Annotated in this window: 22 protein-coding genes and 3 pseudogenes; 18 read left to right on the top strand and 7 right to left on the bottom strand. The window is 70.1% G+C overall.

The window, feature by feature from the left end:
* The first annotated feature begins 28 nt into the window (after positions 1-28).
* On the top strand, positions 29-1252 hold the full coding sequence (locus AC0VXQ_RS07620) for a pyridoxal phosphate-dependent aminotransferase (protein WP_058730844.1): 1224 nt from the start codon (positions 29-31) through the stop codon (positions 1250-1252).
* 20 nt (positions 1253-1272) lie between these two features.
* On the opposite strand, the gene AC0VXQ_RS07615 is transcribed toward AC0VXQ_RS07620, so the two are convergent.
* Entirely contained in the window at positions 1273-1524 is a 252-nt protein-coding gene (locus AC0VXQ_RS07615) for an exodeoxyribonuclease VII small subunit (protein ID WP_055684515.1), read from the bottom strand.
* Positions 1521-3029 (bottom strand): exodeoxyribonuclease VII large subunit, encoded by a 1509-nt coding sequence (xseA, locus tag AC0VXQ_RS07610; protein WP_224799847.1) that lies wholly within the window; start codon positions 3027-3029, stop codon positions 1521-1523. Before xseA ends, AC0VXQ_RS07615 begins: the two co-directional genes overlap by 4 nt.
* Positions 3030-3177: 148 nt before the next feature.
* On the opposite strand from xseA, the gene AC0VXQ_RS07605 reads away from it, so the two are divergent.
* Positions 3178-4110, top strand: a complete 933-nt coding sequence (locus AC0VXQ_RS07605) for a hypothetical protein (RefSeq protein ID WP_058730843.1) — start codon at positions 3178-3180, stop codon at positions 4108-4110.
* 39 nt (positions 4111-4149) lie between these two features.
* On the opposite strand, the gene AC0VXQ_RS07600 is transcribed toward AC0VXQ_RS07605, so the two are convergent.
* From AC0VXQ_RS07600 to AC0VXQ_RS07580, 5 genes are all read right to left on the bottom strand, one after another.
* Positions 4150-5349, bottom strand: coding sequence for a DNA recombination protein RmuC (locus tag AC0VXQ_RS07600; RefSeq protein ID WP_224799848.1), 1200 nt, complete (start codon positions 5347-5349; stop codon positions 4150-4152).
* Between the two features lie 178 nt (positions 5350-5527).
* A complete protein-coding gene (locus AC0VXQ_RS07595; protein WP_224799849.1) occupies positions 5528-6136 on the bottom strand; it encodes a response regulator transcription factor in 609 nt (202 codons plus the stop codon).
* On the bottom strand, positions 6133-7374 hold the full coding sequence (locus tag AC0VXQ_RS07590; protein WP_224799850.1) for a sensor histidine kinase: 1242 nt from the start codon (positions 7372-7374) through the stop codon (positions 6133-6135). Before AC0VXQ_RS07590 ends, AC0VXQ_RS07595 begins: the two co-directional genes overlap by 4 nt.
* Positions 7371-8135 (bottom strand): ABC transporter permease, encoded by a 765-nt coding sequence (locus AC0VXQ_RS07585; RefSeq protein WP_224799851.1) that lies wholly within the window; start codon positions 8133-8135, stop codon positions 7371-7373. Before AC0VXQ_RS07585 ends, AC0VXQ_RS07590 begins: the two co-directional genes overlap by 4 nt.
* A gap of 3 nt (positions 8136-8138) precedes the next feature.
* Complete coding sequence (locus AC0VXQ_RS07580) at positions 8139-9077, bottom strand: ABC transporter ATP-binding protein (protein WP_224799852.1); 939 nt, start codon at positions 9075-9077, stop codon at positions 8139-8141.
* A gap of 109 nt (positions 9078-9186) precedes the next feature.
* Here AC0VXQ_RS07580 and AC0VXQ_RS07575 point away from each other — a divergent pair, with 109 nt between their 5' ends.
* The 16 genes and pseudogenes from AC0VXQ_RS07575 (at position 9187) to AC0VXQ_RS07500 (ending at position 22357) form a co-directional block, all read left to right on the top strand.
* Positions 9187-9711: an OsmC family protein gene (locus AC0VXQ_RS07575; RefSeq protein ID WP_224799853.1), complete on the top strand. Its 525-nt coding sequence runs from the start codon at positions 9187-9189 to the stop codon at positions 9709-9711.
* A 112-nt stretch (positions 9712-9823) separates the two neighbouring features.
* A complete protein-coding gene (locus AC0VXQ_RS07570) occupies positions 9824-10885 on the top strand; it encodes a hypothetical protein (RefSeq protein ID WP_100463127.1) in 1062 nt (353 codons plus the stop codon).
* An 87-nt stretch (positions 10886-10972) separates the two neighbouring features.
* Positions 10973-12079 (top strand): redox-regulated ATPase YchF, encoded by a 1107-nt coding sequence (gene ychF, locus AC0VXQ_RS07565; protein ID WP_475528196.1) that lies wholly within the window; start codon positions 10973-10975, stop codon positions 12077-12079.
* A gap of 6 nt (positions 12080-12085) precedes the next feature.
* The gene (locus AC0VXQ_RS07560) at positions 12086-13942 is read left to right on the top strand and encodes an HsdM family class I SAM-dependent methyltransferase (protein WP_061225776.1); all 1857 of its coding nucleotides are present in this window, start codon (positions 12086-12088) and stop codon (positions 13940-13942) included.
* On the top strand, positions 13939-14925 hold the full coding sequence (locus AC0VXQ_RS07555; protein WP_099049761.1) for a restriction endonuclease subunit S: 987 nt from the start codon (positions 13939-13941) through the stop codon (positions 14923-14925). The genes AC0VXQ_RS07560 and AC0VXQ_RS07555 overlap by 4 nt, the downstream gene beginning before the upstream one ends.
* A gap of 178 nt (positions 14926-15103) precedes the next feature.
* Positions 15104-15763 (top strand): TIGR02391 family protein, encoded by a 660-nt coding sequence (locus tag AC0VXQ_RS07550; protein ID WP_475528193.1) that lies wholly within the window; start codon positions 15104-15106, stop codon positions 15761-15763.
* Complete coding sequence (locus AC0VXQ_RS07545) at positions 15760-16902, top strand: hypothetical protein (RefSeq protein ID WP_081101665.1); 1143 nt, start codon at positions 15760-15762, stop codon at positions 16900-16902. The genes AC0VXQ_RS07550 and AC0VXQ_RS07545 overlap by 4 nt, the downstream gene beginning before the upstream one ends.
* Positions 16903-16952: 50 nt before the next feature.
* Positions 16953-17132: pseudogene (locus AC0VXQ_RS07540) on the top strand (recombinase family protein); the annotation flags it as partial.
* 17 nt (positions 17133-17149) lie between these two features.
* Positions 17150-17674: pseudogene (locus AC0VXQ_RS07535) on the top strand (alpha/beta hydrolase fold domain-containing protein); the annotation flags it as partial.
* 29 nt (positions 17675-17703) lie between these two features.
* Positions 17704-18711 carry an NAD-dependent epimerase/dehydratase family protein gene (locus tag AC0VXQ_RS07530; protein WP_061225773.1) on the top strand — a complete coding sequence of 336 codons (1008 nt, stop codon included), beginning with the start codon at positions 17704-17706 and terminating at the stop codon, positions 18709-18711.
* A 76-nt stretch (positions 18712-18787) separates the two neighbouring features.
* Entirely contained in the window at positions 18788-19033 is a 246-nt protein-coding gene (locus AC0VXQ_RS07525) for a type II toxin-antitoxin system Phd/YefM family antitoxin (RefSeq protein WP_061225772.1), read from the top strand.
* Between the two features lie 9 nt (positions 19034-19042).
* The gene (locus tag AC0VXQ_RS07520) at positions 19043-19300 is read left to right on the top strand and encodes a type II toxin-antitoxin system RelE family toxin (protein ID WP_058731347.1); all 258 of its coding nucleotides are present in this window, start codon (positions 19043-19045) and stop codon (positions 19298-19300) included.
* A gap of 160 nt (positions 19301-19460) precedes the next feature.
* Positions 19461-19817, top strand: a pseudogene (locus AC0VXQ_RS07515) (GNAT family N-acetyltransferase); the annotation flags it as partial.
* Between the two features lie 150 nt (positions 19818-19967).
* Complete coding sequence (locus AC0VXQ_RS07510) at positions 19968-20519, top strand: methylated-DNA--[protein]-cysteine S-methyltransferase (RefSeq protein ID WP_166637381.1); 552 nt, start codon at positions 19968-19970, stop codon at positions 20517-20519.
* A 17-nt stretch (positions 20520-20536) separates the two neighbouring features.
* On the top strand, positions 20537-21202 hold the full coding sequence (locus AC0VXQ_RS07505) for an alpha-ketoglutarate-dependent dioxygenase AlkB family protein (RefSeq protein WP_058731360.1): 666 nt from the start codon (positions 20537-20539) through the stop codon (positions 21200-21202).
* Positions 21203-21358: 156 nt separating this feature from the next.
* Entirely contained in the window at positions 21359-22357 is a 999-nt protein-coding gene (locus tag AC0VXQ_RS07500; protein WP_058731345.1) for a bile acid:sodium symporter, read from the top strand.
* Positions 22358-22368: the final 11 nt, after the last annotated feature.

The raw sequence follows: 22368 nt of genomic DNA, 5'->3' as shown, positions 1-22368 counted from the left end.
GAGACCGGATCGGTATACGCTGGATCACATGGCTCAATTCCGGCAGTCCCACAAGCTCCATGACGTCCTCTACGACATCCGCGGCCCGGTGCTGGAGGAGGCCGAGCGGATGGAGGCCCAGGGGCATCGGATCCTGCGGCTGAACATCGGCAACCCCGCGCCCTTCGGCTTCGAAGCCCCGGACGCGGTGATGATGGACATGATCCGGCACCTGCCGCACGCCCAGGGCTACTCGGACTCTCGGGGCATCTACTCCGCGCGCACCGCCGTCGTGCAGTACTACCAGACCCAGGGCATCCTGGATCTGCAGCCGGACGAGGTGTTCCTGGGCAACGGGGTCTCGGAGATGATCACCCTGTCCCTGCAGGCCTTCTGCGATCCCGGGGACGAGATCCTCGTGCCCGCCCCGGACTACCCGCTGTGGACGGCCTCCGTCGCCCTGTCCGGCGGCACCCCGGTGCACTACCTGTGCGACGAGGCCGACGGGTGGAACCCGGACATCGAGGACCTGCGGGCCAAGATCACCCCGCGCACCAAGGGCATCGTCGTGATCAACCCCAACAACCCCACCGGGGCGGTGTACTCCCGCGAGACCCTGCAGGCCATCGTGGACCTGGCCCGCGAGCACGAGCTCGTGCTGTTCTCCGATGAGATCTACGAGAAGATCACCTACGACGGCGCCGAGATGGTCCACACCGCGGTGCTGGCCGAGGACGACGTGTTGTGCCTGACCTTCTCCGGGCTGTCCAAGGCCTACCGGGTGGCCGGGTACCGGGCCGGGTGGCTGGCCGTCACCGGGCCGCTGTGGAAGGCGCGGGACTATCTGGAGGGCATCAAGCTGCTGGCCAACATGCGCATGTGCGCCAACGTCCCGGCCCAGCACGCGATCCAGACCGCCTTGGGCGGCTACCAGTCCATCAACGACCTCATCCTGCCCGGCGGGCGGCTGAAGGAGCAGCGCGACCTGGCCCACCGCAAGCTCAACGCGATCGACGGGGTGAGCTGCCGGCAGGCCGACGGCGCCCTGTACCTGTTCCCCAAGCTGGACGTGGAGCGCTTCGGGATCGTCGACGACGAGCGTTTCGCACTGGACCTGCTCAAGGAGCAGAAGATCCTCATCAGCCACGGCACGGCCTTCAACTGGGTGGCCCCGGACCACTTCCGCCTGGTGACCCTCCCGGACGTCTCCACCCTGGACACGGCCCTGGACCGGCTGGGGGAGTTCCTGGACGGCTACCACCAGGAGGGCTGAGCCGGGGCGCGTGCGGGGCTTCAGTCCCGGGCGGCGTCGGCCCGGCGGGCCTTGGCGGCGTCCAGGCGCTCGCGGGCCCCGTCCAGCCACTGCTCGCAGCGCTGGGCCAGGGCCTCCCCGCGCTCCCACAGGCGCAGGGACTCCTCCAGGCTCGATGCCCCGGACTCCAGCCGGGAGACGATGCCCATCAGCTCCTCGCGGGCCTGTTCGTAGCTCAGCCGCTCCACGGGGGCGAAGCCCTCGGCGTCCTGCTGCTGTTGCTGGTCGGTCATGATCGGTGCTCCTCGTTCTCGGATGCTGATTCGGGTGATGGGTTCTGGTCCGCGGCGGGATCCGCCGCCTCGGGAGGCTCCGGGGTCTCTCGGTCTTCGACGGCGCCTCCGGCGTCGGCGGCTGGCTCGCCGGGCGCTGGCTTCTCGGGGACCGGTTCCTCGGGCGCTGGGGGTTCGGCGCCTGCGGGGTGCACCGCGGTGACCGCGGCGTCGAAGGCGCCGGCGGCCACGCGCACCCGCACCTCGGCCCCGGCGGCCAGGGTGTCGGCGTCGCGGATCACCGCGCCACCCTCGGTCTGGACCACGGCGTAGCCGCGGTCCAGGGTGCGCTGCGGGGACAGGGCCACGACGCGCGAACGGAGGGCCTCGATGCGCTCCCGGTGCCGATCCACCGCGATCTCCACGGCCCGCTGGGACCGGGACCGGGCGGCGTCGGTCTCCTCCTCGCGCGCCAGGAGCATGGTCTCCGGGCGGGAGAGCACGGGCCGGGAGCGGAACTGCGCCAGGCCGGCGGACTCCCGATCCAGGAACAGCTCCACGGCCCGGCGGATCCCGGACCGGGCCTGCCCGATGCGCAGATGCTCCTCCTCCACGTCCGGGACCACCCGCTTGCCGGCGTCCGTGGGCGTCGAGGCCCGCACATCGGCCACGTGATCCAGCAGCGGCTGGTCCGCCTCGTGCCCGATGGCCGAGACCACGGGGGTTCCGGCCGCGGCCACCGCCCGGATCAGCTCCTCCTCGCTGAAGGGCAGCAGGTCCTCCAGGGCGCCGCCGCCGCGGGCGATGACGATGACGTCCACCTCCGGGTCCGCGTCCAGCTCGGCCAGGGCCGCCCCGACCTGGCGCACCGCGTGCACCCCCTGGACGGCGACCTCCCGGACGGCGAACTCCACGGCCGGCCAGCGCAGCCGGGCGTTGCGGATGACGTCCTTCTCCGCATCCGAATCCCGCCCGGTGATCAGCCCGACCCGGTGGGGCAGCACGGGCAGGCGGCGCTTGCGTTCGGGACGGAACAGGCCCTCGGCGTCGAGCTTGCGGCGCAGCCGCTCGATGCGCTCGAGCATGTCTCCCAGGCCCACCTGGCGGATGCCGGAGCCGATCATGGACAGCCGCCCGGTCTTCTGCCAGAAGTCCGGGCTGACCCGCACCACCACCCGCATGCCGCGCTCCAGATCCGCACCCAGGCGGGCGGTCTCCTGGGCGAACAGCGTCACCGGCACCGAGACCTCCTCGCTGAGATCCCGCAGGGTCAGGTAGGTGACCCGGGCGCGGCGGTTCAGCTCGATGATCTGCCCCTCGACCCAGGTGGGAGCGCACCGGGCGATGTACTCGTGCATCTTCCGGGACAGCACGTGCAGGGGCCAGGGGTTCTCCGGGGTGGTCTGGCTGGCGCGGGCCGGCGGAGGGGCGGACCCCTGGGCCCCGGCGGGGTCCGCACCGGCGCGGCGCGGCGCGGCCGCGCTCTGGTGCCCGGCGGCCGCGGAGGGATCGGAGGTGGAGGTCATGGGTCCATCCCTACCAGGTGCGACTGACAGATCGGGACTCGCCGGGCCCCTGTGCGCCGCCTCGGCCGCTCCCGCTGTGGACGGACGGGGCCCGGGCCGGGGCAGTCCCCAGGCTCGCCCACCGGCGGCAGCGGCTACGCTGGTGCCCATGTCCCACTCCCTCTCCTCCGCGATCCGCGGCGTCCTGGCCGTGCTGCTCGGGCTGGTCGCCGTCGCGCTCGCCGCCCTCAGCGTGGCCCTGTGCTGGTTCCAGCAGGACCTGCAGAACGAGGACCGCTTCGTGGCCACCACGAGCTCGCTCTCCTCGGATCAGCAGTTCCGGGATCAGCTGGTGGACGCCTCCGTGCAGGATGTGATGTCCTCCGAGGTCGTCACCCAGTACCTCGGGGACGGGAACTCCCAGGGGCACCTGTTCAGCGGGCTGAGCAACTGGTTCCACGACAAGGCCGAGGGCATCATGCACGACGCCGCCCAGAAGGCCGCGGACTCGGAGGAGTTCCGCAGCGTCTGGGAGCAGACGGCGCGCCAGACCCACCAGGCCGACTTCGACGGCTCGGACCGGAAGACCCTGGTGGTGGACGCCTCCCCGCTGTACCGGGCCGTGGACGAGCGGGTCCGCTCGGCGATCGGGGTGGACCTGGGCCTGGAGGACGGCGACCACCTCGTGGCGGTGGAGCAGGTTCCCGACGGCGCCCAGGAGGCGCCCGGAGCGGCCTTCATCCGGGTCGGCCAGGAGTGGACCGGGCGCCTGCCGGTGCTCATCACCCTGGCGGCGGTGGCCGCTCTGGCCGCGGCGGTGCTGGCCGGACGCTGGTGGGCCCTGACCCTGGGCGCGGTGTGCGCGGCCTCCGGGCTTGCCACCTGGGGGGCGTTCCTGCTGCTGCACCAGCGGATGCAGGAGGCCGTGGCCGGAGCCGAGGGCGCCGGCGGGGTTGTGGCCCGGCACCTGGTCTCCGCGCTGACGCAGAACCAGCCGAGCTGGGGCCTGACGAGCCTGGGCGTGGGGCTGGGGGCCGCCGTCCTGCTGATCATCGCGCACGTGGTGCTCGCCGCCCGCCGGGGCAACGCCGAGGTGCTGTGACCAGACGCTGAGACCCCGACGAGGCGACGGCCGGGGCGCTCACCGCGGGGGCGTGGTCGGCGACTGCTCCCGGAGCAGCTCCGGGGCCGTGATCGGCTTGGCCGCGGCCTGCACCCCGGGCACCTCCAGGCGCGGATCCGCGGTGGCCGCCGGGTCCAGGTCGCTGATGCGCCGGGCGGTGACCAGCACCCGGGATTCCAGGGAGCCGAGCATCTTGTTGTAGGACTCCACGGAACGGGTCAGGGCCCGCCCCATGTCCTGCAGGTGCCCGCCCACGGTGGAGAGCCTGTCGTAGAGCTGGCGGGACAGGGCCAGCAGCTCGCGGGCATTCTCGGAGACGCTCTCCTGCCGCCAGGACAGGGCCACGGCCTTCAGCGCCGCCAGCAGGGAGACGGGGGAGACCAGGGCGATGCCGCGGGCCGCGGCGTGATCCAACAGGGTGCCGTCCGCTCGCAGCGCCGCCGAGAGCGCGGACTCCACCGGCAGGAAGCACAGCACGATCTCCGGGCTGACCTGGCGGGATTCCCAGTACCGCTTCTGCGCCAGGGCGTCCACGTGGGCCCGCACGGCCTTGGCGTGCTTGGCCTCCCAGGCGGCCTTCTCGGACTCCTCCTGGGCCTCCTGGGATTCCAGGTACGAGCTCAGCGGCGCCTTGGCGTCCAGCACGATCTCCTTGCCCCCGGGCAGGGCGACCACCATGTCCGGGCGCACCGCGCGGTCCGCGCCGTCCCGGTCAGCACCCCGGCCGTGGACCTGCTCGGCGAAATCCACGTGTGAGGTCATCCCCGCGGCCTCCACGACCCGGCGCAGCTGCACCTCGCCCCAGGAGCCGCGGGCACTGGTGGAGCGCAGCGCCGATGACAGCCCGTGGGTGGTCTCGCGCAGCTCCTCCTGCCCCCGCCGGGCCCCCTCCAGGGCCTCGCGCACCGCGCCGAACTGGTCCGCCCGCTCCCGCTCCATCAGCCGCACCTGCTGCTCCACCGTGGCCAGCTGGGTGCGCACCGGGGCCAGGGCCTGCAGCACGTCCTGATCCCGTGCGGAGCGGGCCTCCAGGGCGTCCACGCGCTCGCGCAGCTGATCCGCGGTGGACGCGGCGCCGGCCAGCTCCGCGCGCAGCCGGGAGTTCTGCTCCGCGAGCCCGGCATCCGAGGATCGGGACCGGCCGGCCAGGAGATACCCGAGCGCGATCCCCAGGAGCAGGGCCAGCATGGCGACGACGATGAGCGAGAGAGGGTCCATGGCCTCCACTGTGCCAGCCCCGACTGACAGATCGAACGCTGGGCCCGCCGAGCCCCGCCCGCCCCGGAAGACCGGAGCACCGAGCCCGCAGACCCGGAAGGTCGGGATCGGAGCGCCAGATCGGGCCCAAGGATCGCGGCCCGGCGTCGCAGCCCCGGTGCGGCTCGTCGGGATCGGCTCAGAGCCAGCCGTTGTCCCGGGCCTGGCGCACGGCCTCGTAGCGGGTGTCCGTCCCGGTCTTGCCGATCACCGCGGACAGGTGGTTGCGCACCGTCCCCGGGCTCAGGTGCACCCGGGCGGCCACCTCGCGCAGCCGGGCGCCGTCCTCCGCGGCCCGGCAGACCTCCGCCTCCCGCTCGGTCAGCGGATTCTCCGGGGTGAACAGGGACTCCTCGGCCAGGGTCGGGTCGATCACCCGCAGCCCGGCGTGCACCCGGCGCACCGCCTCGGCCAGACGATCCGGCGGGGTGTCCTTCACGACGAAGCCGCGGGCCCCGGCCGCCAGGGCCCGCTTCAGGTACCCGGGACGCCCGAAGGTGGTCACGATGACCGGAACGCATCCGGGCACCTCCCGACCCAGGGCCGCACACGCCTCGATGCCGGTGGCCCCGGGCATCTCGATGTCCAGCAGCGCCACCTGGGCCCCGGACTCCCGGGCCGCGGCCGCGACCTCGTCGCCGCGGCCCACCTGCGCCACGACCTCCAGATCCGGCTCCATGCCCAGCAGCGCGGCCAGCGCCCCGCGCACGAGGTCCTGGTCATCGGCGATCAGCACGCGGATGCTCATCTGCTCTCCCTTCCCGTGGTCCGGCCCGCGGGCCTGTCGGCGTTTGCTGCGGCCCGCGACGTCGTGTGCACCCGCACCACCGTGCCGGTCTCCGGCTCCGCCGCGAGGATCTCCAGCCGGCCGCCGGCGGCCTCCGCGATGCGCCGGGACAGTCCCTGCAGACCGTCGCCGCAGCGTCCGGACCAGCCGACGCCGTCGTCGGCGACCTCCAGCAGCCCCCGGGTTACCGTGACCCGGCAGGTGCCCGCCCGGGCGTGGCGCACCACGTTGGTCACGGCCTCGCGCAGCGCCCAGGAGAACACCGTCGCATCCGTCCCCGCCGCGTCCTGCGCGGCCTGCGGGTCCGGCAGCTCGGCGCGCACCCCGGCGGTCTCCAGGGCGCGGGCCGCGGCCCGGATCTGACCGGCGAAATCCGGCTGACGCAGCCGGGTCACGGTGGAGCGGACCTCGGCCAGGGCCGTGCGGGAGGTCCGGGAGATCTGCTCCAGCTCGGCCCGCGCCGCCTCCGGATCGGAAGCCAGAAGCCGCGAAGCCACCTCCGCCTTCAGATTGATCACCGTCAGGGAGTGCCCCAGCAGATCGTGGACGTCGCGGGCCACCTGCTCGCGCTCGCGGGCGGCCTGCAGGGCCTCGGCGGTCCGGCGTCGGCCGCGCTCCCGATGCTCCATCAGCGATGACACGATCACCATGCCCGAGCCGATGTACAGGGCCCCGCTGAGGTAGAGCACCCCCTGGGGGCCGGCGCTGAGCGCGGCCGCCCCGGTGGCCCCCAGCACGATGACCGCGGACAGGGGCAGGCCCAGCCGCGGCGTCGTCGTGAACATGACGGTGGCGACGTAGTACGGGGTGAGTCCGGCCAGGGCCTGTCCGCCCAGCACCGCGGCCAGCACCAGGCCGCACCCGATGAGCAGCGCCCACCACGCCACCAGCATCCGCCACGCGGCCCTCTCGGCTCCCTCGTCCACGGTCAGCGGGATGCGCCCGAAGCCCAGCAGGTAGGCGAGCGCGAACAGGACCAGGGTCGCGACGGCCAGGAGGCGCTCGCCGCCGGTCAGATCCTCGCGCAGGATGAGGTTGGCGGGGTAGGCCAGGAAGATCAGCCAGATGCCGGCCTGCAGCATGTTCCCCCAGGCCAGGCCGCCGCGCACCCCGCGGCCGCGGTCCCGGGCGGGAGAGCCTGCGAGGGAGCCGGCGGACGTGCCGGACGCGGAGGGGGTGCGCGGCGTCGTCGGGCTCATCCGCGTCCTCTCTCCCTCGTCAGCAGCCCGGCGCAGACCGCCGCGAAGATCACGGCCCAGGCCACGGTGTTGATGATGGCATACCACAGCGGGTCCGTGACGGAGTAGGGGGCGTCGCTGATGCCCTGGATGCCGTCGGCCAGCGGATACCGGGCCAGCGCGGCCGGACCGTACAGCGGCGTGAACCGCCCGACCTCCAGCAGGGACTGCGGCAGCGGGGAGAAGACGTTGCCGAGGAAGCTGAAGATCACCAGGGCGGTGGAGGAGATGGACACGGCCGATTCGGTGCGGAACAGCTGACCGAAGAGGATCCCGTAGAACCCGAAGGGCAGCGAGACCAGCACGGACAGCGCGGCGGCGCCGATCCACTGCCCCGCGGGCATCTGCGCCGGGGTGAACAGTCCGGCGAGGTTCACGGCCAGCACCGGCAGCACGGAGCGCACCAGAATCACCATGGTCTTGGAGAACAGGAAGCTCCCGGTGCTCAGCGGGGTCAGGGCCAGCTGGCGGCCCCAGCCGGTGGACTGCTCGACGACGGTGGACCCGGCGCTGCCGGCCGCCGCGGTGACGCCGCCGTACACGGCCATGCCGATCATCACGTAGGCGGCGGTGTTGCCGTCACCGATCGGGGTGTCCGAGTAGTCCTGGACGGCGCCGAAGATCAGGTAGAACAGCACGGGCAGGGCCACGGAGAAGAACAGGCCGGCGCGATCCGTGAGCACGCGGCGCAGGTCCAGCAGGGTGTAGGTGGTCAGGGACATGGCTCAGGCCTTTCCGGGGGTGGCGGCGTCGTGGGGATCCGACGGATGCTCGGCGTCCGTCAGAGCGAGGAAGGCCTCCTCCAGGGAGGCGGGGGCGATGGTCAGCTCCCGGGCGTCGGTCGCGGTGAGCAGGTGGCGGGCCAGCGCGTCGGAATCCGCGGTGGACAGGCGGGTGCGCGCCCCGTCCCGGTCCACGGCCAGCACCCCGGGCAGGCTGTACGGGTCCAGGCCCGGAGGCAGCACCGCGGAGACGGCGGCGCCGGCCACCTGGCGGCGCACGACGTCGGTGGGTCCGTCCGCGAGGATGCGCCCGGCGCCGATCATGACGATGCGATCGGCGAAGTCCTGGGCCTCCTCGATGTAGTGGGTTGCGAACAGGATGGTGCGGCCCCGCTCGGCCTGGGCGTGCATGGCGCGCCAGAAGTCGTGCCGGGCGGCGGCGTCCATGCCGGCGGTCGGCTCATCCAGGATCAGCAGGTCCGGGTCCGCCAGCACCGCCAGGGCGAAGCGCAGCCGCTGCTGCTGCCCGCCGGAGCAGGAGCCCACGCGCCGATCGGCGATCCCGGTCAGGTCCGCCTCGGCGAGCACCCGGTCCACCGGCAGCGGGTGGGGGTGGGTCGCGGCGATCATGCGCACCGTGTCCTTCACGCGCAGGTCCGGCAGGAGTCCGCCGGACTGCAGCATGGCCCCGACCCGTCCGGCGCGCACGGCGGCCCGCGGCGAGGCGCCGAAGACCCGCAGCTCACCGCCGGTGGGGGTGGTCAGCCCCAGGATCATGTCGATCAGCGTGGATTTGCCGGCGCCGTTGGGTCCGAGGAGTCCGATCACCTCCCCCGGGGAGACGTCGAGGTCCACCCCGCGCACGGCGTGCACGGGTCCGGCGCCGCGGCGGGCGGGGAAGGTCTTGGCCAGGCTGCGAGCCCGGATGGCGTTGTCTGTCATGCCTCCAGCCTCCCGCCGGGGCGGGGTCGGGGCGGATCGCCGGTGTCATGACCTGCCCGTGACATCCGTCAGGGGAATACCCTGCCGCAGCCTCCCGGTTGTGCCGGGCATGAGTGAGAACACGCAGCCCCAGCCCGCCCAGCCCGACGCCGCGGCCGACGTCGCCGCCTCCACCGCTCCCTCCTCGGAGGACGCCGCCAGTGCAGCCCGCACCGAGGACCCCGGCTACCGGTCGGTGACCATCGAGCGGATCGGGCAGAAGCGCTACCGCGCGGTCAACGCCGCCGGTGCCACCCTGGACTTCGGGCAGGGGGAGGGCCTGCTCTCCCCGGTGGAGCTGCTGCTGGCCGCGACCGCCGGCTGCTCCGCGGTGGACGTGGACGTGGTGACCTCCCGGCGCACCGAACCGGAGAGCTTCGCGGTGGAGGCCTCGGCGATCAAGGGCACGGACGAGACCGGCGGAGCCCGATTGAACGATGTGGAGCTGAGCTTCCGGGTGCGCTTCCCGGACGACGGGCCCGGTCGGCAGGCCGAGCGCATGGTGCCGCGGCTGGTGGCGCTGTCCCATGACAAGGACTGCACGGTCTCGCGCACCGTGGAGCACCCGACGTCGGTGACCTCCCGGGTGGAGTGAGCTCCGGCGGGCCCGGGGCGGCGACGTCGGCCTGCTGGGCGGCCTCGTCGGCCCCGGAGGTGCGTGCGGCCCCGGCGACTGTGCGCGGGAAGCGCTTCCGTAGGATGGTGCCATGACAGCGCGGGAGCAGCAGGGCGATCTCTTTCAGACCGATCAGCTGGATGCCGCCCGCGCCCCGCGCACCGGCGCCCAGCTGCGCCGCTTCGAGGAGGCCGTGGCCGGGATGCCGCGGATCGGCGGGTACAACGCGTGGCTGGTGCAGGTGCAGCGTCCGGAGGCCCGCCGGGTGGCCACCCAGGAGCGGTGGCGGAGGGTCGGGCGGCGCATCCGTCCCGGGGCGCAGCGGCTGATCACGTTGCAGCCCTTCGGCCCGGTGGAGTTTCTCTACGACGTCACGGACACCGAGGGTCCCACCCCGCCGGAGAGCTTCCACCGTCCCTTCCCGGGGGAGGGCGCCGTGACGCGGGAGGGGCTGCGCCGGTTCCTGCTGCGCCTGGGGGCGCTGAACGTGACCCCGGACCTCGCCGAGCAGGCCTCCGCCCCGTCGGTGCGCATGGTCCCGCTGCCACACGCCGAGTTCGGTCCGCCCGGTCAGGGCGAGGTCGCGGCCAGGCCGGGCAGCACCGTGTGGTGGGAGGCGCGGCTGGTGCCCGGCCCGGATCCCACCGCGACCTTCCTGACCCTGGTCAAGGGCCTCGCGGTGGTGTGCCTGGGGCACGTGCGCCACCCCGCGGAGGATGACGCTCAGACCGGCGCCAGGGTGTCGTCGGGCCGGGCGGCCGGTGCGCGCCGGGAGTGGGTCAGTGACGCCGGCGCGGAGACCGAGGCCGAGTCCGTGACGTGGCTGGTGGCTCGGCGCCTGGGCCTGCCGTACACCCCGAGTCAGCTGCACGAGCGGGTGGTGCACGGGCTGGAGCCGATGCCGGAGATCTCCCTGGAGCTGATCGCCCGGGCTGTGAACGACGTCGAGAACGCCGGCGGGCGGGTGGAGCAGCTGGGTCGGCTGCTGCGCACCCCGGATGCCGATGCCGACGCCGCGGACGGGTCGGGTAGGGCGGGCTCGGCCTCGCGGCGGGGGCGCTCGCAGGACCGGAGTGCGGGGAGACGGGGCGCGGCGGAGCGCGCCGCAGACCATCCCGCGGGTTTCCAGGATGTTCCGCTCTTCGAGCTGTGACGGCGCGGCGTCGTCGTCCGGGGCCGGCCGGCACGCGCCGGGAGGGGCGGCGGTGCGGGGCCGGGCGAGCCGGTAGAGTGGGCTGACGTGGCACTGACTATCGGAATCGTGGGACTGCCCAACGTCGGCAAGTCGACCCTCTTCAACGCACTGACCCGCAACACCGTGCTCGCCGCGAACTACCCGTTCGCGACGATCGAGCCGAACGTGGGCGTGGTGAACCTGCCGGATGAGCGGCTGGGGCGTCTGGCGGAGATCTTCCACTCGGAGCGGATCCTGCCGGCCACCGTGTCCTTCGTGGACATCGCCGGGATCGTCAAGGGCGCCTCCGAGGGGGAGGGGCTGGGCAACCAGTTCCTGGCGAACATCCGCGAGGCCGATGCGATCGCCCAGGTGGTGCGCGCCTTCGAGGACCCGGACGTGGTGCACGTGGACGGGAAGATCGACCCGGCCAGCGACATGGAGACCATCAACACCGAGCTGATCCTCGCGGACCTGCAGACCCTGGAGAACGCGATCCCGCGCCTGGAGAAGCAGGTCAAGATCAAGAAGGGCGTCCCCGCCCAGCTCGAGGCGTACCAGACCGCTCAGAAGGTGCTGGAGGCCGGGGAGACCATCTTCCGGGGGGCGGCCTCCGCCAAGCTGGACACCGCCCAGCTGCGGGAGCTGAACCTGCTGACCGCCAAGCCCTTCATCTACGTGTTCAACGCCGACGACGCCGTGCTGGCCTCCGAGGAGCGGCAGGCGCAGCTGCGCGAGCTGGTGGCCCCGGCCGAGGCCGTGTTCCTGGACGCCAAGCTCGAGGCGGACATGGTGGAGCTGGACGAGGAGGAGGCCCGCGAGATGCTGGAGATGTCCGGGCAGGAGGAATCCGGCCTGGATAAGCTGGCCCGCGTCGGCTTCTCCACCCTCGGGCTGCAGACCTACCTGACCGCAGGCCCCAAGGAGGCCCGCGCCTGGACCATCCGCCAGGGGGACACCGCCCCGCAGGCCGCCGGCGTCATCCACTCCGACTTCGAACGCGGCTTCATCAAGGCCGAGATCGTCTCCTTCTCCGACCTGGACCAGCTGGGCTCCATGGCCGAAGCCAAGGCCGCCGGCAAGGTCCGCATGGAGGGGAAGGACTACGTGATGGCGGATGGGGACGTGGTGGAGTTCAGGTTTGCACCAACGTCTACCGCGACCAAGAAGTAGCGCGTCATGGCTAATGAGCGGATCACCGAAGATCTCGTTGACGAGTGCCTGCGGGCCCTGGACTACTACGCCGACCCCGACGCCATCATCGTCGAGAAGCAGCAGTCGGTCGTGCAGGAGATCCGGAAGGGTCTTTCCAAGGCCTCGAAGTCCGGGAAGGGCAAGGCTGCCGGTTATCCCGAGTTCATCATCACCTCACCCGATACCCCGGACATGGTCGTCCTCGTCGAGTGCAAGGCGGACGTCAGGCACCACGAGTCGCCCAATCGCGACGTGCCCAGGGACTATGCGGTCGATGGGGTTCTTCACTACGCACGGTTCCTCGCGCCCTCCTACACGGTGATCTCCATCGCCGTCTCCGGTACGGCGCGGGCTAACGAGTGGTCGTTCTTCGTGACCCCGAAGGGCTCTACCGAGGAGAAGCCCCTCGTCTCGCCAACAGGAGCCCCGATCACCTCGATGGTCGGGCTCGACGATCTCATCGCTGCGGCATCCTTCGATCCCCAGGTTCAGCGACAGCGTGAGCACGACCTCATCGCGTTCTCGATGGAGATGCACGAGTTCATGCGCGATGAGGCGGAGCTGGAGGAGAAGGAGAAGCCGCTGGCAGTCGCCGGGACGCTGATCGCACTCAAGGACCCGATCTTCGCGCAGACCTATGGCTTCTACCTCGCGACCGAGCTGCCCGAGTTCTGGATCCGTTCGATCAAGCGGGTCATCGACGAGGCGCAGTTGCCGGTCGCGAAGCTCGAGAACATGACCCAGCCGTTCACCGGTATCCAGGTGCACCCGGAGCTGCGCAAGCCGACCAAGGGATATCCCAAGGGCCTGCTGCACGAGATCGTCAAGATGCTTGCTGAGAAAGTCATGCCGTTCCTGACCGTGTACCACGACTTCGACGTCGTGGGCGCGTTCTACGGCGAGTTCCTGAAGTACACCGGTGGCGACGGAAAGGGGCTGGGGATTGTCCTCACTCCTCGCCACGTGACAGAGCTGTTCAGCCTGATCGCCAACGTCTCCAAGGACGACAAGGTCTTGGACATCTGCGCGGGCACCGGTGGATTCCTGGTATCCGCCATGTCCCAGATGATCAAGACGGCCGTGACTGCCGGTCAGGTCGAGGACATCAAGAAGCATCGGCTGATCGGTGTCGAGCAGAACCCCAGCATGTACGCGCTCGGGGCGTCGAACATGATCCTCCGTGGTGATGGGAAGGCGAATCTCTACCAAGGATCCTGCTTCGACACAGCCATCGCTAAGGAGGCCAAGAAGCACCGGGCGAACATCGGGATGATCAACCCGCCGTACGCCAAGTCCAAGGAGGACCTGCACGAGCTCCGATTCGTCGAGCAGATGCTCGACAGCCTCCAGCAGGGAGGCACCGGCATCGCCATCGTCCCTGTCTCCTGCGCGACCGCACCGAGTGCTCACAAGAACAACCTGCTCAAGAAGCACACGCTCGAGGCGGTCATGTCAATGCCGCCGGAGGTCTTCTACCCGGTCGGCGTCATCACCTGCATCATGGTCTTCACCGCGGGTGTTCCCCATGCCAAGTCAGACAGGAAGACCTGGTTCGGTTACTGGCGCGACGACACGTTCGTGAAGGTCAAGAACTTGGGGCGAGTTGATCGTGACCACACGTGGCCGCAGACACGTGACCACTGGGTCGAGATGTTCCGCAACCGTGAGGTGAAGGCGGGCGAGGCCGTCATGCACAAGGTCACCAGCGATGATGAATGGGTTGCTGAGGCCTACATGGAGACCGACTACTCCACCTTGGGTAGGGCAGACTTCGAGCGGGTACTCCTCGATTACGCGGTGTTCTCTTTGACTTCTAGTAGCGGAGAGGGAGGCGAGGAGTGACTACGCTCAACGACTTGTTCGCTGTTGCCTACGGCAACAAGCTTGACATGAACAAGATGGTGAGCACACATCGCTTGAAGGGTGTCGCTTTTGTCGGCCGTATCGGTGGCTTGAACGGCCGCTCTGGTGTGGCTGGCTACGTGGAACGGGTCTCCGGCATCGATCCGTATCCCGCGGGCCTAATCACGGTGGCGCTCGGTGGCTCCCGCCTGCTGTCCTCGTATGTTCAGCAACTGCCGTTCTACACGGCGCAGAACGTCGCGGTGCTGGCACCACGAGATCCCACCATGTCATTGAATCACCGGCTCTATTACGCCATGTGTATCCGGGCGAATGCCTTTCGATACAGCGCCTTCGGGCGAGAAGCGAACCGGACTTTAGGGTCGATCATCGTACCGGACCGGGTGCCTGATTGGGTCGCGACTACGCAGATTCCGACACACGACGGCCTAGCACGTCCCGCAGGTCCTGAGGTAGCACTCGGTGGCACCGACGCGTGGCGCGTGTATAGAGTTCGAGACATCTTCGATATCGCGGCCGGTAAGTACGTCCCTACAGCGCAGAAGGTGTCGGGATCAACACCCCAAGTGACGTCATCCGCGAAGAACAATGGGATTTCTCGTTACCTTGACCTTCAGCCCAACTTCCCGGGTGGCACGATCTCGGTGGCACGTAACGGATCCGTTGGTACCGCTTTCTACCAGCCGTCGCCATACTTCGCGACAGATGACGTCCGTGTCTGGTCGGCTAAGAAGGGGTCGCTATCCACGACTGAAGGGTTGTTCGTGTGCGCAGTTGTCATGCTGGAAAGGTTCCGTTACTCCTATGGACGAAAGTGGAGCATTGCCCATATGAAGGAGACGGAAATTCGGCTTCCAGCAACAACGTCCGGTGAGCCGGACTGGGTCTATATGGACCAGTTCATGCGGGGGCTGCCATTCTCAGCGGCGGTGACAGCTGAGCAAGTCATCGAGACCCCCTGACGGCTTGCCATGACTGCCTCGCCGTTGCCTCCCTGGTCGTACGCCGCTCTCGAAGCCGTTGCTGGCGTGCTCGGTGACACCACGACCGGCCTCACGGGTACCGAGATCGGTGCCCTGCTCGGCCCGGTTGAGGATGGCGGACCCGACCCCGTTGGCGTCCAAGAGGAACCGCCTGACCGTGGCCTTCGTCGACCGCCAGAACCTCGACCAGAGCCCGAAGCGCATCATCACCTTCATCGTCCACGCTATGGAGCCGGTGCGCTATCGGGAGCGTCCTGAGCTCTTCACTTTGCGCCAGGACCGGCTCAATGAGCATCTGGCGTTCGTCGGGTTGCGTGTCAACGACGCGGGGAAGGTCGCCAAGGGGGCGACGGCTCAGACGCTCGATGAGGCGTCACGCGTCGCCACGTCGATCCGCGATGAGCTGCGCCGGCGCAACACCCACCCCGACGTCCTGCGGTACTGCTCGGTCGAGGTGCTCAAGAAGGACCACTTCCATGCCTGCCTCGAAGCGACCAAGAGCGTCTTCGACCGCCTGCGGACTCTCACCGGGGCTCAAGGCGACGGTGCGTCGCTCGTGGACACGGCGCTGGCACTAGGGAGGTCAGGCGTCCCGTTGCTGGCGATCAACTCGCTGACGACCCAGACCGAGCGCGATGAGCAGACTGGGCTCGCCAACCTCATCAAGGAACTCAACGGGCTGTACCGGAATCCGACAGCGCATGACCCCCGCTTGAACCGCTTGATCAGCGAGGCTGAGCTGCTCGAAGTGCTGACCATGATCTCGATGGTCCACCGTCGTCTGGACCAGGCGCAAAGAGGTGCGAGGACACCATGACGGACGGTGGAGAGGGTGGTGCGGAGCCCGACGACACACCTGACGACGAACCGGTAGACGAGGACGCGTCGAGCGAGCCGACCCCTGAGGACGTTGCTCCGCTGGACTGGGAACGCCTCACGGAGCGTCTGGGTACCGGGTTGCCGACCGGTTTCACAGGGTCGTTGACCGGCGCGAACAGCCCCTTGGCTCGGACTCTCGAGTCACTACGCGAGTCGATGCGGGGGCAGGTGCTTGACTTGGGCACCTCAATGTCTCGGATCTTGGAGCCGTTCAACGCCACGTGGCGTGCCCACATGGCGGCGATCTATGAATCGCTTCCTCGGTTCACCATCGACGGGGGGCTCTGGTCTAACTCCGGGTTCGCGTCCACATTCAAAGCCGTTCAGGAGCAGCAGCGTGCCCTCCTCACCGGGCTGAGGATCTCGCTAGGACCACTGGACTCCAATCTGCTGCGTGGGTTCAGCCGCTTCCTCCTACCCCCGAACCTGCGTGACTACACGGGCCAGATCAGCGTCAGTCAGGTGAGAACCTTCCTCGAGGAGGAAGGCATCGCCCTGTACCTCGTCCCACGGGGACGAACGGCACTGCGACTGCTCCGGGCCGAAGATCGCGCCGCACGTCGGCGCGTCCTCGGCGAGTGCTACTGGACGATCGTCGAGGACTGCGCCACCGTGTTGGAAGGCGTGACCTCTGAGACGGTGACCGCCGAGGTGGCCTTCGTCCTGGATGGAATCGGGGCGATGAGAGCCGGACATCACCGTTCTGCCCAAGCGCTCTTCACCGTGACGCTGGACTCGCTCATCCCTCGCTTCCACCCTGATGTCAGGATCCGGCGAGCGATCACCAATCGCAAGAAGGGAGCCGAGGTCCCAGACGCGATCGACGAGATGAACGTACGTGACGCATTCGTGTGGCTTCCGATCTGGAACGCCCACGAACAGTTCTGGGCGCAGAACGGCGACAGGGTGCCCAACTACTACTCGCGTCATGCGAGCGTTCACGGGGTCTCACCGCGACAGTTCAGCAAGCGCAATTGTGTTCAGGTCCTCATGCTCGTGACCAGTCTCATTGGCTACGCCGACCGCCTTCCCACAGGGCACTACGACAAGGGGAGAGCTCCTCGACCTGAGTCGTGAGCTGGCGAAGCTCAGCCCCCGGGCCTTGAACCACCATCTGACGTACGCTCATGTGGATGCTCATCTCTCAGCTCGACGCCGATCAGGGACCGCGGTCTGTCGCTCTCTACGCCCGCCAGTCCAAGGCCGATCCGAGGGGCATCGACCGGCAGCTCCCGCGCCTTCGTGAGCTCGCCAAGCGTCGCGGGTGGAACGTGTACGACGAATACTTCGACGACGGTGAGTCGGCCTCCAAGCAGCGCGGTCCGACGTCGACCCGACCCGTCTGGCCGTCGCCGGGCAGAGCGCCGGCGGGGGACTGGCCGCAGCGCTGGTGCAGCGCATCCACGACGACGGCGGCCAGCAGCCCGCGGCGCAGTGGCTGTTTTGCCCGATGCTCGATGACCGCACCGCCGCGGACCGCTCCCTCGACGCCATCCGGCACTACCTGTGGAACAACACCTCCAACGCCGTCGGCTGGTCGGCCTACCTCGGGCGGGAACCCGGCGGGGAGTCCGGGCCCGATTACGCGGTGCCCGCCCGCCGGGAGGACTTGACGGGTCTGCCGCCCACCTGGATCGGCGTCGGGGACATCGAGCTGTTCTACGAGGAGGACCGCCGCTACGCCGAGCGGCTGGTCGACGCGGGCGTGCCGACCGTCCTCGAGGTCGTCCCCGGCGCCCCGCACGCCTTCGAGTCTTTCCTCGGCCGGACCCCGGTCGCCAAGGCCTACCTCGCCGCGGCTGAGACCTGGCTCGCCCGGCACCTCCAGACCCCGGCGTCCGAGCGCTGAGAACCCCCTAACGTCAGGAGAACCGCACCATGAGCGTCGTCGTCGTCACCGGAGGCACCGGCTTCCTCGCCGGATGGACCATCCGCCTGCTGCTCGACCAGGGCCACACCGTCCGCGCGACCGTCCGGCAGGAGGCCAAGGGGCAGGCCGTGGTGAAGATGCTGGCCGAGGAAGGGATGAGCACGGAGAAGCTCTCCTTCGCCACCGCGGATCTCGGGTCGGCCGCCGGCTGGGCCGAAGCCGTCGAGGGGGCCGACGTCGTCCTGCACACCGCCTCCCCGCTGAGCGGCGAGAATCACCAGGACCCGAGCCTCGTGCCGATGGCCGAGGCCGGAACCCGCCACGTCCTGGACGCCGCGATCGCCGCCGGGGTGGACAAGGTCGTCATGACCTCCTCGGCCGCGGCGGCCTACCCCAGCCGCGCCGACCTCGGGCGGACCATCGACGAGACCTACTGGACCGACCCGCAGGACCGGCGCATCACCCAGTACATGCGATCGAAGGTCGTCGCCGAGAAGTCGGCCTGGCAGATCATCGCACGGCAGTCGACGACGACCCTCACCACGATCCTGCCGGGGGCGATCCTCGGGCCGTTCATGGGCGGGCGCGGATCGAGCACGGACCGGCTGTTCACCAGCATCCTGCGCGGGGCACCCAGCCCCAAGGCCACCTACCACGCCGTCGACGTCCGCGACCTCGCCGCCCTGCACCTCTTGGCCATGGCCGACGAGCAGGCCGACGGGCAGCGGTTCCTCGCCCAGCCCGGGCGGATCACGATGCCGCGGATGGCCCGCCTACTCAAGGACAGTCTCGGCGAGCAGGGCCGGAGGGTCAGGACGATGACGATCCCCGACGTCGTCATCCGGCTCGGCGCCCGCCTCAGCCCGACCATGGCGGTGATGAACACGCTGATCGGCCCGCAGCCGACCTACGACGCGACCAAGGCATCCCGCCTCCTCGGGTGGCAGCCCCGCCCCGTGGAGGACACCGTCTTCGACGCCGCCGACTACCTCCTGGACCACGGGCTGGTGGGGTAGCGACCTTCGCGGAGGGGCACGACGTCGTCCTTCCGACCCCTGGAGTGCAACATGTACAAGTTGTACGATTCTGATTATGACGTCAGTGACCTTGTCTCAGTTCCGGAGTCAGCAGAGTGACTACATCGCCGCGGCTCAGCGTGAGCCTGTCGAGATCACCTCCCGCGGGGCAGGGCGCCGCGCGGTGGTCGTCTCCCCGGAGTTCTATGACCGCGCGATACGGGCCCTGGAGGATCAGGCGGACATCCGTGCCGCAGCGCAGGCGCGAAAGGAGACGGCGCGCATCTCCCACGAGGAGCTCCTGCGTGAGCTCGATCTCTGAATCTCTTCGATGGCCTACGCGATCAACTACGTACCATCAGCGGCGAAATCGATCCGGAAGCTCGATCGGCCGGCGGTTCGCCGGGTGCTCGCGGCGATCGACTCCTTGGCCGATGACCCACGTCCTCTCGGGTGCATCCAGCTGAAGGGTGGAGGCGGTGCGTTCCGCATACGCGTGGGTGACTATCGCATCATCTATGACATCTACGACGAAGAACTCGTGATCCTCGTACTCAAGGTCGGGCACCGCCGAGAGGTGTACCGATGAACGACTCCGTGCCGGCACACCGGCGAGGAGACGGCCCACTCCTTCCCGCTCCTGCCGATGCCCGTCGGCCCCTGGTGGCCGACGTCGGCGCAAGCGCTGATGAGGACGAGTGCCGCGCTTTGCTCTGAAAAACCCATGCGCTGGGGCGTACCGTAGATCCATGACTGGCCCTCCATGCATCCTCGGCGCACTGACCTGGCGGGACCTGCACTCCCCGAATTTCCTCGCCCTCCTGCACCGGGCGGCTGAGCTGCCGGAAGCCGAGCTTCAGCGAATCCGCGATGAAGAGCTTCCCGGGATGGAGCTCCTTGCCGCGCGCAGACGGGATGAGCTCGTGGGGTTCGCCGCCGCCAGCATCCGGCCCCAGCAGATCGAGCTGGAATACCTCGCTGTAGCGCAGGACGCGACCGGTGATGGCATCGGCTCAGGACTGGTCAGTCGCCTGCGAGAAGCCCACGGGGGCGTACAGTTCGTCGCCCACACGGATGACGACGCCGTGGACTTCTACCGTCGCCGCGGTTTTCGCATCTCCGCTGCGGCGGCGGATCCACGGTGGCCGACCAGTCGTCGCTATCGCTGCGAGCTACCGGCCCGTTGCACCCTGGCATCCTCCCCGAGGCCTCTGCCGTCTGGCGGCGGCGAGATCCCGGGAGGCTCCGGGATCTCGATGGTCGACGAGGGCCCGTGGAAAGCTGATTCTCTGCTCGCCCACCGCACCCTGGACACTCCGCTCGGTCTGCTGCTGCTGGCGGCCACACCCCGCGGGCTGGTGCGGGTCGCCTTCGAGCAGCAGGGATTCGACGACGTGGTGGAGCAGCTGACTCGACACCTCGAGGGAGCCACCGACGCCGCCGAGACCGCCCCGCAGGCCCGGGACCATCTGGACTCAGCTGCGACTCAGCTCGGGGAGTATTTCACCGGGCGGCGCCGGGACTTCCACCTGCCCCTGGACCGCAGCCTCTCCACCGGCTTCGCCGAGCGGGTGCGCCGGGGCCTTCAGCGCATCCCCTTCGGCGTCACCCGCACCTATCGCCAGCTCGCTGAGAGGACGGGCAACCCGAAGGCTGTGCGCGCCGTCGGCACAGCGTGCGCCTCCAACCCGCTGCCGGTCATCGTGCCGTGTCACCGGGTCGTGCGCAGCGACGGCGGACTCGGCGGCTACGTCGGCGGACTGGAGGCCAAACGCACCCTGCTCACCCTCGAAGGCACGGACGCGTGAACTCGACCAGCCCCGGCCTGTTCGGCGACGACGCGCTGGCCCGCCCCGCCGTCGAGCTGCCCGAGGGCGCCCACCACGTCCCCGGGTGGCTGACCCCGGCTCAGCAGCGGTGGCTGGTCGCCCGATTCCGCGACTGGGCCGCGGGCCCCGTTCCGCCGCGCGCGGCCAGCATCCGCGGACACGAGATGAGCGTGCGCACCGTGTGCCTGGGCTGGCACTGGCGTCCCGAGGGCTACACCCGCGAGGCCGTGGACGTGAACGGTCGGCGGGTGCTGCCCGTGCCGGACTGGATGGTGAGCATGGGCCAGCAGGGCATCGCAGCCGTCACCGGGGACGACGCCGCGGCCCGCGCCTATGTGCCGGACACCGCCCTGGTCAACTACTACGACGACGCCGCGCGCATGGGCATGCACCAGGACAAGGACGAGCGCTCCTCCGCCCCGGTGGTCTCCGTATCCATCGGGGACACCTGTCTGTTCCGCTTCGGCAACACCGAGACCCGCTCCCGCCCGTACACGGACCTGCGGCTGGCCTCCGGGGACCTGTTCGTCTTCGGTGGCCCCTCCCGCTTCGCCTTCCACGGGGTGCCGCGCATCTTCCCCGGCACGGCACCTGCCGACTGCGGCCTGGAGACCGGGCGCATCAACATCACCCTGCGCGTCACCGGCCTGTCCGAGGGCTGACCGGGGCCGCCCGCCGTCGAGGTGTCGGTGCTGTGCTGAGATGCGGCGTTTGTGTTGAGATGCCGCACGGCGGGCCGCATCTCAGCACGAACCCCGCACCTCAGCAAGAACCCCGCACCTCAACCGATCCCCCTGCATGCCGCGGAGCGTGTCACCATGGGTGTCATGACGGCGGGGCAGTGGGCGCAGCGGCACCAGGTGTGGGTGTACCTGGCGGCCGTCGCGCTCGCGGCGGGCATTGGAGTCTTAGTGCCCGACGCCGCGGGTCCGGCGGAAGCGGCCCTGACGCCCCTGCTCGGTCTGCTGCTGTTCCAGACCTTCCTCGGCGTGCCGGTCGCGCGCCTGAGCGCTGGGCTGCGGGACCGGCGATTCCTGCTGGGGTTGGCCCTCGTGAAAGCCGTGATCGCCCCGGCCCTCGCGGTGCTGCTGGCCCTCGTGCTGGTCCCGGATCCGGCGCTGCGCGTCGGGGTGCTGTTCGTGCTCCTGGCGCCGTGCGTGGACTGGGTGCTGGTCTTCGCGGGGATGGCCGGCGGGGATCGGGCCCGACTGCTGGCCGCGACCCCGCTGCTGCTGTCCGGCCAGATGCTCCTGCTGCCCCCGGCCCTCGCCCTCCTGGCCGGCCCGCAGGCCGCGGGAACGGTGCGGGCCGGGCCCTTCGCGGAGGCCTTCGCGGTGCTGATCCTCCTGCCGTTGCTGGCCGCCGTCGCCGCTCAGACGTGGGCGGCCCGACGCCGGTCCGGGGCCCGTGCGGTCGAGGTGGTGGAGGCCGGGATGGTGCCGACCACCGCCCTGGTGCTGGCCGCGGCGGTGCTCTCCCAGATCGGGCAGGTGCTGCCGATGCTGGGTCGTCTGCTGGGGCTGGTGCCGGTGTATCTGCTGTTCGCCGTGGTGATGACGCTGCTGGGAACGCTGGCGTGCCGGGTGCTGCGCCTGGATGCCGCGGGTGCGCGGGCGGTGGTCTTCAGCGGGGTGGCCCGCAACTCCCTGGTGGTGCTGCCCCTGGTGCTGGCCCTGCCCGCCGAGCTGTCCGCTGCCGCCCCCGCGGTGGTGGTGCAGACCCTGGTGGAGCTGCCATTCCTGCTCCTGCTGCTGCGCGCGGCTCCCGGCCTGCTGCCCGCGGGTACCCGGGCCCCCGCCCCGACGCCTCCCCGCTGACATGGGCGAGA

This window comes from Rothia sp. QJM3NY_36 (assembly GCF_056173115.1).
The sequence above is the reverse complement of the archived record's forward strand: the minus strand, read 5'-3'. Positions and strand labels throughout refer to the sequence as shown.

Excerpts from the sequence above, each read along its gene's own strand:
- AC0VXQ_RS07600 (WP_224799848.1), bottom strand. The coding sequence starts at position 5,349 with ATGGACCCTCTCTCGCTCATCGTCGTCGCCATGCTGGCCCTGCTCCTG.
- AC0VXQ_RS07595 (WP_224799849.1), bottom strand. The coding sequence starts at position 6,136 with ATGAGCATCCGCGTGCTGATCGCCGATGACCAGGACCTCGTGCGCGGG.
- AC0VXQ_RS07560 (WP_061225776.1), top strand. The coding sequence starts at position 12,086 with ATGGCTAATGAGCGGATCACCGAAGATCTCGTTGACGAGTGCCTGCGG.
- AC0VXQ_RS07605 (WP_058730843.1), top strand. The coding sequence starts at position 3,178 with ATGTCCCACTCCCTCTCCTCCGCGATCCGCGGCGTCCTGGCCGTGCTG.
- AC0VXQ_RS07590 (WP_224799850.1), bottom strand. The coding sequence starts at position 7,374 with ATGAGCCCGACGACGCCGCGCACCCCCTCCGCGTCCGGCACGTCCGCC.
- AC0VXQ_RS07575 (WP_224799853.1), top strand. The coding sequence starts at position 9,187 with ATGAGTGAGAACACGCAGCCCCAGCCCGCCCAGCCCGACGCCGCGGCC.
- AC0VXQ_RS07520 (WP_058731347.1), top strand. The coding sequence starts at position 19,043 with ATGGCCTACGCGATCAACTACGTACCATCAGCGGCGAAATCGATCCGG.
- AC0VXQ_RS07530 (WP_061225773.1), top strand. The coding sequence starts at position 17,704 with ATGAGCGTCGTCGTCGTCACCGGAGGCACCGGCTTCCTCGCCGGATGG.
- AC0VXQ_RS07525 (WP_061225772.1), top strand. The coding sequence starts at position 18,788 with ATGACGTCAGTGACCTTGTCTCAGTTCCGGAGTCAGCAGAGTGACTAC.
- AC0VXQ_RS07585 (WP_224799851.1), bottom strand. The coding sequence starts at position 8,135 with ATGTCCCTGACCACCTACACCCTGCTGGACCTGCGCCGCGTGCTCACG.
- AC0VXQ_RS07570 (WP_100463127.1), top strand. The coding sequence starts at position 9,824 with ATGACAGCGCGGGAGCAGCAGGGCGATCTCTTTCAGACCGATCAGCTG.
- AC0VXQ_RS07615 (WP_055684515.1), bottom strand. The coding sequence starts at position 1,524 with ATGACCGACCAGCAACAGCAGCAGGACGCCGAGGGCTTCGCCCCCGTG.
- AC0VXQ_RS07500 (WP_058731345.1), top strand. The coding sequence starts at position 21,359 with ATGGGTGTCATGACGGCGGGGCAGTGGGCGCAGCGGCACCAGGTGTGG.
- AC0VXQ_RS07620 (WP_058730844.1), top strand. The coding sequence starts at position 29 with ATGGCTCAATTCCGGCAGTCCCACAAGCTCCATGACGTCCTCTACGAC.
- AC0VXQ_RS07545 (WP_081101665.1), top strand. The coding sequence starts at position 15,760 with ATGACGGACGGTGGAGAGGGTGGTGCGGAGCCCGACGACACACCTGAC.
- xseA (WP_224799847.1), bottom strand. The coding sequence starts at position 3,029 with ATGACCTCCACCTCCGATCCCTCCGCGGCCGCCGGGCACCAGAGCGCG.
- AC0VXQ_RS07580 (WP_224799852.1), bottom strand. The coding sequence starts at position 9,077 with ATGACAGACAACGCCATCCGGGCTCGCAGCCTGGCCAAGACCTTCCCC.
- AC0VXQ_RS07510 (WP_166637381.1), top strand. The coding sequence starts at position 19,968 with ATGGTCGACGAGGGCCCGTGGAAAGCTGATTCTCTGCTCGCCCACCGC.